The organism is Kitasatospora sp. NPDC059599 (assembly GCF_042735125.1).
Taxonomy (GTDB): Bacteria; Actinomycetota; Actinomycetes; order Streptomycetales; family Streptomycetaceae; genus Kitasatospora.
The window spans coordinates 104,206-115,998 of the sequence record NZ_JBHWCL010000005.1 but is presented as its reverse complement, the minus strand read 5'-3'; the positions used below and the strand labels follow the sequence as shown (position 1 = coordinate 115,998).

The 11,793-nt window shown below is 70.2% G+C and carries 11 protein-coding genes; 4 read left to right on the top strand and 7 right to left on the bottom strand.

Going from position 1 to position 11,793, the window contains the following annotated elements:
- Positions 1 to 1,134 precede the first annotated feature (1,134 nt).
- Entirely contained in the window at positions 1,135 to 1,572 is a 438-nt protein-coding gene (locus ACFV04_RS03350; protein WP_380526526.1) for a hypothetical protein, read from the top strand.
- 1,197 nt (positions 1,573 to 2,769) lie between these two features.
- Here the strand turns inward: ACFV04_RS03350 and ACFV04_RS03345 are convergent.
- Positions 2,770 to 3,432 carry a hypothetical protein gene (locus ACFV04_RS03345; protein WP_380526525.1) on the bottom strand — a complete coding sequence of 221 codons (663 nt, stop codon included), beginning with the start codon at positions 3,430 to 3,432 and terminating at the stop codon, positions 2,770 to 2,772.
- Positions 3,433 to 3,892: 460 nt separating this feature from the next.
- On the opposite strand from ACFV04_RS03345, the gene ACFV04_RS03340 reads away from it, so the two are divergent.
- Positions 3,893 to 4,192, top strand: coding sequence for a hypothetical protein (locus ACFV04_RS03340; RefSeq protein WP_380526523.1), 300 nt, complete (start codon positions 3,893 to 3,895; stop codon positions 4,190 to 4,192).
- Between the two features lie 836 nt (positions 4,193 to 5,028).
- Here ACFV04_RS03340 and tpg read toward each other — a convergent pair.
- The 3 genes from tpg to ACFV04_RS03325 form a co-directional block, all read right to left on the bottom strand.
- Positions 5,029 to 5,610 carry a telomere-protecting terminal protein Tpg gene (tpg, locus tag ACFV04_RS03335; protein WP_380526521.1) on the bottom strand — a complete coding sequence of 194 codons (582 nt, stop codon included), beginning with the start codon at positions 5,608 to 5,610 and terminating at the stop codon, positions 5,029 to 5,031.
- A 78-nt stretch (positions 5,611 to 5,688) separates the two neighbouring features.
- Positions 5,689 to 6,186: a hypothetical protein gene (locus tag ACFV04_RS03330; RefSeq protein WP_380526519.1), complete on the bottom strand. Its 498-nt coding sequence runs from the start codon at positions 6,184 to 6,186 to the stop codon at positions 5,689 to 5,691.
- Positions 6,187 to 6,590: 404 nt separating this feature from the next.
- Positions 6,591 to 6,746: a hypothetical protein gene (locus ACFV04_RS03325; RefSeq protein WP_380526517.1), complete on the bottom strand. Its 156-nt coding sequence runs from the start codon at positions 6,744 to 6,746 to the stop codon at positions 6,591 to 6,593.
- Between the two features lie 71 nt (positions 6,747 to 6,817).
- Between ACFV04_RS03325 and ACFV04_RS03320 the strand changes: the two genes are divergently transcribed.
- Positions 6,818 to 9,244, top strand: a complete 2,427-nt coding sequence (locus ACFV04_RS03320) for a tetratricopeptide repeat protein (RefSeq protein WP_380526515.1) — start codon at positions 6,818 to 6,820, stop codon at positions 9,242 to 9,244.
- 187 nt (positions 9,245 to 9,431) lie between these two features.
- Here the strand turns inward: ACFV04_RS03320 and ACFV04_RS03315 are convergent, their stop codons facing one another.
- From ACFV04_RS03315 to ACFV04_RS03305, 3 genes are all read right to left on the bottom strand, one after another.
- A complete protein-coding gene (locus ACFV04_RS03315) occupies positions 9,432 to 9,842 on the bottom strand; it encodes an NUDIX domain-containing protein (RefSeq protein WP_380526514.1) in 411 nt (136 codons plus the stop codon).
- 261 nt (positions 9,843 to 10,103) lie between these two features.
- Positions 10,104 to 10,421: a hypothetical protein gene (locus tag ACFV04_RS03310; protein WP_380526513.1), complete on the bottom strand. Its 318-nt coding sequence runs from the start codon at positions 10,419 to 10,421 to the stop codon at positions 10,104 to 10,106.
- A 77-nt stretch (positions 10,422 to 10,498) separates the two neighbouring features.
- Positions 10,499 to 10,720: a hypothetical protein gene (locus ACFV04_RS03305; protein WP_380526511.1), complete on the bottom strand. Its 222-nt coding sequence runs from the start codon at positions 10,718 to 10,720 to the stop codon at positions 10,499 to 10,501.
- Positions 10,721 to 10,784: 64 nt separating this feature from the next.
- Between ACFV04_RS03305 and ACFV04_RS03300 the strand changes: the two genes are divergently transcribed.
- Positions 10,785 to 11,705, top strand: coding sequence for a LysR family transcriptional regulator (locus ACFV04_RS03300; protein WP_380526510.1), 921 nt, complete (start codon positions 10,785 to 10,787; stop codon positions 11,703 to 11,705).
- Positions 11,706 to 11,793 lie beyond the last annotated feature (88 nt).

Sequence of the window (11,793 nt, the reverse complement as noted above, 5' to 3'; positions counted from 1 at the left end):
GACTACCGGTCCCGAATGGAATTGAACCGTTGGTGGACGTCACGGTTCATAAGTCGGCCGTATGGATCGTGCGCGACGACGGGGCAATGTGGCGGACGGCTGACGGCCAAACGTTCCAAGAGACGACCAATTTGGTTCCGTTCAAGCGTCTGGCAGGCCGAAATTCAGCTGACTTGTGGGGACTTAGCCTTCATCCAACAAAGAACCTTTTTCATCAGACCTCCGACGGAGTTTGGCGGCCTACCCAAGGCGGCGATGAAAAGTCATGGGTTGATATCTCTGTCAGTGTTGAAGGGACGGTCTGGCCGGTTGAGCGGGATGGAACGGTATGGACCACGACCGACGGAATCGGATTTCTGAAAGTTGTCGGCGACGGGTTCACCCGGATCTCGGCTGCTCGATTTGAGGCACCCTGGGCAGTCAAGGAGGATGGCACTCTGTGGATCTGGCAGCCGAAGCCCACGAGCCCGCCGCCAGCACCACCACCGCCCCCAGGGCCGCCACCGGCCCCGCTACCCCTACCGCCACCAGCCACGGTCCGACCTCACCTGGATGTGTCGAAGAGCGGTTCCGGAGAGAGCAGTGTCTTCCACATAACGGGGTCTGACTTTATTGCCGGTGAGCCGGTAACGATCCGGGGAGCGCGCATCGCCGACGGCGCGATCTTCAATTTCTACTGGCCCACCACAGCGTCCGCTCAAAGGTCGATAGCTGTTGACCTTCCCATTCCGTGTCTTTCCGGTCTCAACATCAGCTTCTCGGCCAACGATGGCCGTCGCGATCCGCACGACATCACTGACCGCTTCTGGAGCAACACAGTCACGACCTCATGTCCCTGATCTCATGACAGCCTGTACCGCGGCCACAGTCACACGGCTACCGGGGGCACCGTGCGAAACCGGAGACGAGACGGTGGCCGAAGCCATGAACGCCGCTGGAGGATAAAACAGAAACGGCCGGGATTTCAGCCCCAGAAGAGGCGCCTTTCCCGGCGCCAGTTCGGGGCTGCGGAGCCTTTCTCCGGTACTGAATCTGCGCTTGTCATAGCAGTCCCAGCATTCGATGGCTCCGCATGCGCCTGCTCCCGGGCCGGACGACGGTGAAGGCGTCGGGCGAGCGCGTCGGGAGGCAGCCGTGGCAGAGGACGTCGGGACCGAAGAGCCTGACGAGGCGCACCGCCGGCCGCCCGGGGTGGACGACGCGACCATCGAGGCGCCGGGGATGCTGACGAAGGCGCTGGAGTACACCGAGCGGGCCCGCGGCCACCTGTACGCGGTGCACCACATGACCGGCGGCGCCGACCGGATGCTCGCCGAGGCGGTGCGGATGCTGCGCCAGGCCGGGCACGAGGAGCAGGCCGGCCTGGTCGAGCGGGAGCTCCTGGGCCGGGACGTCGTCCCGGGTATGTGGACCTACCAGCTGATCGAGGCGTACAACGAGACCTACTACCGGACGTTCACCGCAGTTGAGCAACAGGTCCGCCAAGACCTCGCCGCCGGCCGTCGGCACCTGGCCGAGGCCGAGATGCAGCACGCCGCACGCTCCCGACTCCGCAGACACACCGCCCCGTAGACCCGCGCCTCCCGTCCGAGCGTCCGGAACGGGGCGCAGCCCGGCCGGGTCCCAGGGGAGCAGGGGGTGTTCCGCGGGGCCCGGCCGGTGGGAGGCCAGCAGCGCCGGGGTGGCGCGGCTGCTCTGCTCGGCGGCCCGGTGATGCTGTGGTGGGGCCGCCGTGCCGCGCGGGCCGTCGTCCGCGGCATCCTGCACCTTCTGGACGCCCTGCCGGCGTTCGCCGGCTTCGTCCGCCCCACGTACGGCGCCAGACCTGGGCCGACAGCATCAGCCGCAGCGTCGTCGTGCGGCAGGACCTGATCGACCGGATCGCCGTACCCCGCCAGCAGCAGTAGCTGGCGGCCCGCCGCTGCCGAAGCGGCTCCTCTCGGCCGCAGTGTCAGCGGTGCGGGCCGATCAGCAGCACGGTGACAACCCCGCCGTCCCGGCCTTCCTGGTCCTGGTCGCCGTTGTCGGCCGGAACCACCAGGGCGCCGGAGCGACGCACGGGAGCTGGAACAACCGCTCACCATCGGGGGCGGAGCTGTGCTGCTCGTTCCTAAATTTCCTCCGCTGCGTTCCGAGAATTCGGTGAACTGGTTCAAGAAAATCCCCGGTCGCCCTTTTCGAGCGGCCGGGAATGGCTTTTCCGGCGACACGGAGTCGCCACGGGCGGTCAGCGGCGTGTCGGTCGGGCCCTGCAACCCAGGTTCCACGGTCGGCCGGTGCAGCCGAGTGCGGCGCACCGCCGTGCGGTACCGACCTCGTCGGCGAACAGGACCCGTCTTCGTCCAGACGGTTCGCCCGACCGCACCCGGCCCACGGCGCCGTGCTGCGGCCGACGACGACGGCCCAGTGCTGGACGCTGGCGCGGTCACCGACTGCAGGCGCGTACAAGCGCTGACCATCGACCAGGTACAGGGAGCCGAACTCCACCTCCTGGGCGCGGGGCCGGCCGGACGCAAGCGGCGTCCGGCCGCGAAAGCTACAGCTCAACGTCCATCCAGGCAACGTCGTTGAGCTCGACGTCGAGGCCGCAGGAGGCGGAGGCCGCCGTCCTTGACGTACTCGTCGCGCGAGGCCTCGGCGAGGATCGTCTCCTGCTGCGCCTGGGCGGCCTCACGGCCGCCCGCCGCCGGGCCCGCCCATCCTCCGCGGTGGCGCCGATCCGGCGGCGGCATCGTTGACCCGCGCTCTGGACTGCCTGGTGATGCAGAATCAGCTCTTCAGCACGTGGCTGATCTCGTTCGGATTCTGCAGGGCGAGGCCCACCAGGGAATCGAGCAGGCCGACCCACGGCCGGTCCATCCCCTTGGGGTGGTCCACCGAGATCCGGGCGCCGGCCGCCGTGGACCGGTCCATGGGGTCGTCGGAATCGCCGAGACACTCGTAGGCGGTCTCCACGAGGTAGAGCATCTTGCGTCGCTCCTCACGGTGACGCTCCAGGTCCTCCCCCTTCCGGTTGAGGAGCCCGTCGACCGGAACGGCGGCCGCGCGCTCGAACTCGGCCAGGGTCGGCTCGGCGCACAACCGCTCGACCACCTCCTCGGGCAGCGGCGGGCCGCTGGCCGCCAGCCGCTCAAGCACGCTGATCCCGAGCACCGCGGCTGCGCTGGCGTACCGCCACACGAGCGTTTCCAGCTCGTCTGCGCACTGGAATGCCACCCGGCCCAGTCCGCTGAACGCCTCGACCTCGAACGCGAACCGTGCCTCCTCGGTGCGGCGCTCGGCATTGTCCTCCAGCCTCCGGGCCCGGTCTTCGGCCGCCAGCGCCGTACTGAGCTCGACGTGCAGCGTGCTCACCGCCTCCCACAGCGACGCCAGCGCCTCGTATTCCGCCGCACCGAGCCCCGCCAGAGCCTTCCGCGTCGGGAACTCCACCCCGCCCACCTCCCCTTCTCGCTGAGTCGCCCCCCAACGTAACCAACCCGCCACAGCCCCGCAGCCAAACCCGGCTCTTCGACAGGCCGTGCACGGTCGCTCGCGTGGCGGCTGCGATAACCACAAGAACCGTTGATCCACAGGGCGCCTCCGATCGACGCGAATATCACCAAAACTCGGCTTTCACAACGATTTCAAACCCTGCAACGCGGGTAGCGCATTCTAAATCTTCACAGATATTGAAATCCGCCACTAAATCAGCAGGGGTCCAATCGTAAAATAAACGACAGTTAACGTGGACGGGACGTCCAACGCAGGACCCGAAATGCTCCATAATTCACTTACCAGAATCACCGGCACGTCTGCTTCCATTTCAAGTACCGACACAGAAGGGAGGTCATCAGCCACAGGATGTCGTTGATATTCCAGCAATCAACTACACGCCCAAGGAGTGATCGCCATGACCACCCACAATCACTACGACGCAGACGGAAACTTCGCAGGAAGCTCCCAGCACAAGGGAGACCGGATCGAGAACTTCGATGAGCTCGGGCGACAGGTAAGCACCTCCTGGCTCCTCGAAGGACGCATCGAAACCAACGAGGTCGGCGGCGGCCTCGTCAGCACCGGCTGGGAAGTGAGCGACCAGGAAACCGAGGTGCGCGGGCCGACCGGAGAGTACCTCGGCAAGTCGTGGGACAGCGGCACGCACGCGGACCACTACGACGCCGACGGCGACTACGACGGCTCCAGCTGGTAAAGGAGAACTGAAATGCCTCGACCCCCTCGTATCCCCGGAAGCGGGGGAGGACGCTACCGAAGCATCTTTGGTGGTCCTTTCCGCACCCGCAGTGCCATCTTCGATGACCCCAGGTCGCTCCGAGGAACGGTCCATACCCCGGGTGACCGGTACGGCAGTAGTCCTACCCGGCTCGTGGACGGCATCGGAGCACCCGTCTCCCTACCCAGCCGACGCGGCGGCCCTATTCGCAGGCCGTCGACCCCGCCACTCTTCAAGAACCAGACAAGCCCGCGCGAGCGCGTCGCAAGGAAGATCTCTTTCAAGCTCAGCGAACGCGAGCATTACAACTGGGACACTCTCGGCTCCGAGAAGAAGGAGGAGGCCCGCAGCGCGGCCTTTCGAACCGCTCTGGCCGTTTATGAGGAAGCCGGGCACTACCCCCCTGGCCGCGACGCCACAGCTGCGGAGCAGGAGGCAGACCGGGAGGTGTACAGCCGCGCCTACCGTGCCGCTCGGGACTCGTTCCGAAAGGCCCTGCGCTGAAATCTCACCAACGTGACGTCGGCGGCGGGGCAACAGTCCCCCCGCCGACTCGCGGCAGAGATCGCAACCAAGCCACGTCGCGTCAACCTTGGCTGGCCTGCCAGCCTCAGAACACGGAGGTACAGCTGAACTACTGCGGCCAGGCGCAGGCCGACTGCGGGCACTGCCCCCAGACGGCGGCGCTGGCCGCTGGTCGCTGCCGACGCCGGGCCTCCCGCAGGCGGCCGGACGGCCTGAGGGCCGGCCAGGTCCTCCAGCTGGCCGCAAGCGGAGACCGGGGTGAACTCACTTCAGCGCCGCCCGGAGTGGTTCTACAGCTCGATGTCCATCCAGGCGACGTCATTGAGCTCGACGTCGAGGCCGCGGGCGCGGCGGCCGCCGTCCTTGAAGTACTCGTCGCGTAGGGCCTCGGCGAGGATCGCTTCCTGCTGGACCTGGGTGGCTCCGGCGTCGCGGGCCTCGTACAGCCGCTGGGCGACCGAGCCGGGCATCTTCTGGGTGATCATCCGGGGGCGGGGGTCGTCGGTGGAGCCGCCGGCCGCGCTGTAGCCGAAGGTCGCCTGGATGTGGAGCATGAAGCCACGTTGCTCGGCGTCGCGGCGAACCCGCTTCTTCACCCGCGGCTGCCAGGCCGCCCGTACCGCCCGCTCGACCTTCGCCACGTTGGCCTTCGTCATGGGGATGTCGCCAGCCGGCTCACCTTCGGCGAGGGCGGTCAAGGCGTGGGCCCAGCGCTGAGCGGTGCGCACCGAGACGCCGGCGGCCTGGGCGAGGCGCTTGGTGTCGTTCTTGGCGACCTTCTCCCACAGGAACTTGACCCGGGTGTTCAGGTGGACCGGGATGGGGCGGGTGCGTTCGGCGCGCTCCAGGCCCTCGTCGATCTCCCGGCTCATGGGGCATCAGGTCCTTCCTCGCCCCACCCAGGGCGAACTCAAGAAATAGGGGGCGGCCCGCCGGTCGGCACCGGCGGACTACTCGTCGGCGGAGACGACGCCGCCGGTCTTGATGTGCCGGGCGGGCCGGGTCGGCTCGGCGCCTCGCAGCGCGAAGGCTGCGGTGCGGGTGCGCTCCAGCCAGCTCATGGCCTGGCGCAGCGTGGCGGGGTCGACGTGGCGGGTGAGGTCGCGGACGGGCCGGTGGTCGTCGTCGGTCAGCGGGTGGAGGCCGACGCGGTCGAGGGCGGTGTAGAGGGGCTGGGCGGCGGTGCCGGCGAGGCGGCGGTGGGCGACGTCGGTGATCTGGCGGGCGCGGTCGGCGACGTCCTGGCGGTGGCGCTCACGGCGCAGCGCGTGCTGGAGGACGGTGTCGTGGTCGGGGTCGTAGCGCCCGACACCGGTTTTCGGCGGTGTGGTCGCGTACGCGCTGCCACTTGGCGCGGACGGTGGCTGCGGTGGCGTGGGCGGTCTCGTCTCCGGCGTCGGCGTACCGGTCGGCGGCGCGCTCGTCCTCCAAGCGCCGCGCTCCTCCACCCGATCGCGCGGCCGGCACCAGCCGGACGCGAGAGAAGCCCGCCGCAGGCGCAGCGAGCCCTCAACGCCACCGCCCCACCCAACCAGCCAACCACCACCCACAAAGCCAAGGACAGGAAGGGGAAGGAGAGGGTTGTCGGGGTGGCGAGTTTCGCCTTGATGGCCGCTAACCATGGCCTCTGACCTGGACTGATGGTCGGAATCCGGGCGCCGTGGGCGGGAGGGGTGGGGACCGGTTGGCCCACCGGTTCGTAGTCCCGGGTGGCGCACCGGTTAGCGAACCCGTTATCGGATCGTGAAAGGAGGCGCTGGAGGCCGGCGCGGAGCTGGCCTGTCTCAGCACCGAGGCCACCGTCGCGTTCCAGGCGCTCTCCCACACGTCGGCGGGGGTTGACTCGCCTAGGTCAGCCGGTGACGGTCTCGGCGTGCCGGTGGAGCGCGTCCAGGAGCGCGGTCTGCTGCTGGGTCAACTTGCCGTCGGTGCGGGCCCTGTCCTGCTTGCGCAGCCACGTGCCGGGCCGGAACGCCGGGGCTGCCTCGCGGCCCACCGCGTCTCGCACTCCCGACGTCCGCAGGCTTGCCCGCCCATGGCGGGCAACGGTATCCATGGACCCACGAGGGGGTGGGGGCCATGGGTTCCGCGGACGCGGCTCAGAAGGTCGGCGAGGTCCACAACACGGTCAACGGAGGGATCTTCTTATCCGCGGTCGTCCAGGGCCGTGACATCACCGTGCGGCTGCCGCCGCGGATCACCCCGGCCCTGTCCGGCCTGCCGGCCCCTTCTCCGGCCTTCACCGGCCGCGACGCCCAGGTCGGCGCGCTGCTGGAGGACCTGGCTCCGGGCGGGGGCGATCCGGGTGGGCGAAGGGCGGTGCTCGTCACCTCCGTCTCCGGTCTGGCCGGGATCGGCAAGACCGAACTGGTCGTCCAGACCGCGGTCCGCGCCCTGAAGGAGCCGGGCTGGTTCCCCGGCGGCGTGCTGTTCACGGACCTCTTCGGCTACGACCCCGAACTGCGGCTGTCCCCGGAGCGGGCCCTGGAAGGCCTGCTGCGCGCGCTCGGCATCCCCGGCGAACACGTCCCCGGCGGCCTTCAGGACCGGCAGCGGCTGTACCGCAGCGTGCTGGCCGCCTTCGCCACACAGGGGCAGCGGATCCTGGTCATCCTCGACAACGCCTCCACCATCGAGCAGGCGCGCCCACTCCTTCCGACCGACGGGATCACCGCGGCCCTGGTCACGTCCCGCCACACCCTCGACGGCCTCGACGCCCGCCTGCGGGATCTCGGTGTCCTCGACGAGCGGTCTTCGTTCGACCTCCTCGACGGGGCCCTGCGGCACGCCCGCGACGACGACACCCGGGTCGTCGACGATCCGGACGCGGCCGCCGCCGTCGGCCGGTTGTGCGCGGGCCTGCCGCTGGCGCTGCGCATTGCCTCCGCGATCCTGGCCGCCCGGCCGACCCGCTCGGCGGCCGCCCTGGCCGCCGACCTGAGCGCGGAGCACTCCCGTCTGGACCGACTGCGGCGCCCCGACCGGGCCGTTCGTGCCGCCTTCGAGCTGTCCCACCGGCTGCTCGACAGCCGTCAGGCCGGGATCTTCGGGCTTATGGCGCTCAACCCCGGCCCCGACCTGTCCACCGACGCCGCTGCCCGTCTGGCTGGCATCGACCCCGATACGGCCGACGGTCTGCTGTGCCTGCTGGCTGAGGCCCACCTGATCGAGGAGCAGGTCCCGGCCCGGTGGCGGATGCACGATCTGGTCCGCCTGTACGCGGGCGAGCGGGCTTGCGCCGAACGGAGCGCCGGCGAACGGGAGGCCGCCCGCGAGCGGCTGTTCACCTTCTACCGCGACACCGCCTCCGCGGCGGCCACCCACCTGGAGCCGCCACCTGCCACCGTCTCGCCGCGATTTCCGGGGCGTGCGGAGGCCCTGACCTGGCTGGAGGCCGAACACACCAACCTGGTCGCCTCCTGCGAAAGCGCGGCCGTGCTCGGTGACTCGGAGACCAGTACCGGTCTGGCCTTCGCCCTGGGCCAGTTCCTCGACCTCCGCCGGTACTTCGACGACTGGCTCACCGTCACGGCTACGGCCTGCGCCCTGTTCCGGCAGGCGGGGGACCGACGTGGCGAAGGCACCGCGTTGAACAACCGCGGCCTCGCCCTGCGCCAGCTGCGGCGGTTCGACGAAGCCATCGCCGCCCATTCCCGGGCCGCGGACGCCCTCGGGGAGGCCGGAGATCTTCACGGCGAAGGCCAGGCTCTGGGCAATCTGGGATCGGCCCTGCGCGAGGTGCGGCGGTTCGACGAAGCCACGGCGGCGCACTCCCGGGCCGTGACCGTGTTCCGGCAGACGGGAGACCGCCGCGGCCAGGCCGTGGAGCTCAACAACGGCGGCCTCACCCTGCGGCAGCTGCAGCGGTTCGGCGAAGCCGCGGGAGCGCACACCGAAGCCTTCACGATCTTCGCGGCGATCGGCGACCTGCGGGGCCAGGGGCAGGCGTTGGCCAACCTGGGCTCGGCCCTGAACGCGATGGGGCGTTACGGCGAGGCGATCTCCGCTCACCGGCGGGCCGTGGAGATCCACGAGGCGATCGGCGACCTCCACGGCCAGGGCCGTGCCGTGAACAACCTGGGCTCGGCACTCACCGGCGCGGGACGCTACGGCGAGGCGGTCTTCTCCCACCGCCGGGCCATAGAGATCTACGAGGCGACAGGAGACCTCCACAGCCAGGCCCAGGCGCTGACCTGTCTGGGAGTGGCCTTCAACCACACCTGGCGCTTCGACGAGGCCCACACGGCCCACTCCCGTGCGGTGGCCGTGTTCCACCAGCTCGGCGACCGGCACGGTGAGGGCGCTGCCCGAAACAACCTCGCCATCGCCCTGATGGGGCTGAAGCGCTTCGACGAGGCACGCCGTTGTCTGCACCGGGCCGTCGAATTGTTGACGGCGTGCGGCGACGATCATGCGGCCGCGAAGCCCCGACGGTTGCTCGACGAACTGTCGAACTTCCTCCGGCAGGAGGCAGCGCGGGACCCCGACGGGACGGCCTCAGCTTGACTCTGTCTCTCTGTGGAACGACGGCCTTCGAGCGTCGGCCGGACCGTAGCGACCCCGGTCAGCCTCGTGACCGCTCTCGCCGCCCGCACAGCACGGGCTCCGCCAGCGGCAGTACCTGGGGCAGCACGCCCGTACCCACGAAGCGGAGCACCGGCGGGTCGGGCAGCACCGCCAGGTCGAGGCCGAGCTACTCGAGTAGTTCCCGGCGCAGCACCTCGGTGGGGTCTTCGTCGTCCTCGGCCACGCCGCCGGGGAAGGAGAGCTGGTCTCCGGCCGGACGCCGGCGGCGGATCAGACACACCCGGCCGTCGTGGACCAGCACCGCGAACACCCGTACGCGGACCGGCCTGCTTCCCGCTCCGCTGCTCGTCATGGCCGGTACGGGGCCGCCGAGGTGGGCGCTTCGTCGGCGCCGGGCGGCAGCGTCGGCGAGGCGGCGGTGGGCGGCGTCGGTGGTCTGCCGGGCCTGGTGGTCTGCCTCGCGGGCGCATTCGGCGACGTCGCGTCGGTGGCGCTCACGGCGCAGCGCGTGCTGGAGAGCGGCGTCGTGGTCGGGGTCGTAGCGCCCGACACCGGTTTCGGCGATGTGGTCGCGCACGCGCTGCCACCCGGCGCACACGGTGGCCGCGGTGGCGTGGGCACTCTCGTCTCCAGCGTCGGCGTACCGGTCGGCGGCACGATCGTCCCCCGGGCCCGGTGCAAGGCCTGCTGGATGGTCTCCAGGGTCATCCCGGCCGCCCGGCGGCGGATGCCGCCGAGCAACCTGTCCTCCTGGTCGTCGTCCTCGTCCGGGGCGCGGTCGGGGTGGTGGGGGTACTGGGCGAGGGCGACGTGCAGCGTCGCGCCGGCCTCCCACGCCTCAACATGCACGACCGGCTCCGGAACGCCGGCGCCCGGGCGGAACCCCAAGGACGACCCGGCCCTCGACCAGGGCCACCCAGCCGTCCAGGCCGTCGACGTCCTTCTCGGTCCAGCCGCGGCCCAGGTCGGCGCCATGGTGGAGGCTGCGGATGCCGTCGTGGCCACTCCAGCGCAGCCACATTGCGCCGCGCACCAGCGGGGAATCCAGGATCGGGCGGCCCAGGTCCCGGTCGGCGGGGGCGGGCCGGCTGCTCTGCGGGGCCAGCTCCAGCCGCCCGGGGGTAGCGGCGGGGTCGGGGCGGGTGGTGTCGGTCATCGCGCGGTGCCTCCACGGGGGTACGGACAGCCGTCCCGGCCTGGGTGGGCCGGGACGGCGGGGTCTTGCCGGGCGGTTCAGCCGGTGACGGTCTCGGCGTGCCGGGTGAGCGCGTCCAGGAACGCGGCCTGGTGGTCGGTCAGCTTGCCCTCGGTGCGTGCCTTGTCCTGCTTACGCAGCCAGGTACCGGGCCGGAACGCCGGATCGTCGCCGAGGCCGGGGCTGAAACGCCCAGTGAGCAGCGGCGACGGAATTCCGCAGAAGCAGGCCGGTGTTGGGCGTTCCTCTCGACCCCGCATCGCCAAGCCAGAATCCTCAACCGTTACCAACCAGTGCATGATTTCCACTCCTATAGTTACTGTCATGCAATTGGATTTGAATCTGCTCACCGCTCTGGACGCGCTGTTGGAAGAGGGCAGCGTGGCCGGAGCCGCGGACCGGCTTCACGTCACCGCGCCGGCGATGAGCCGCTCGCTGGGCCGTATCCGCAAAGCCACCGGCGACCAGATCCTGGTCCGCACCGGACGCCATATGACGCCCACGCCCCGCGCGCTGGCCATGCGCACCGAGGTCCACGCCCTGGTGCAGCAGGCTCACCAGTTGCTGTCCGCCCGTACGGACCTCGACCTGGCGAGCCTGGAGCGGGTGTTCACCGTCCGCCTGCACGACGCCCTCACCACCGCCTGCGGGACCGCCCTCGTCGCCGCGGTGCACCGCCAGGCCCCGGGGGTGAAGATGCGTCTGACGGTCGAGCCCGGCCACGACACCCCTGAGCTGCGTCGCGGTGAGGTCGATGTGGCCTCCAGCGCCGGACCGCCGTCTCAGCCCGACATCCATCACCGCCTCATCGGCCAGGACAGGATCATCCTCGCTGTCCGGGCGGGCCATCCGCTCACCGAAGGACCGGTGACCGTCGAGCGGTACGCGGCGGCCGACCACGTGACCGTCTCCCGGCGTGGAAGCCTGCGCGACCCGGTCGACGATGTCGTCACCGCCCTCGGCCACGAGCGCCGTGTCATCGTCTCCGCCCCCGCGACGGACACCGCCCTGCAGCTCGCCCGTGACACCGACGTCGTGGTCACCCTCCCCGACGCGGTCACCCGCTCCGCCCGCGAGCAGCTGGGCCTGGCCACGCTGCCGCTGCCGTTCGACCTGCCGCCCGTACCCCTCTATCTGCTCTGGCACAAGCGTTACGACGACGACCCCGCCCATGCCTGGCTGCTCAACCTGGCGACCCAGACCCTGCAGGACCTGTTCACCACTCCGGAGGCCTCTGGCCAGTAGCGTTCCGTCGGGGCAGTGGGCCCGACGGTGCCGAATCCCGGACGGTCCGGACCGGCGGCGGTGAGCGCCAGGCGCAGGCGCTGGTCGA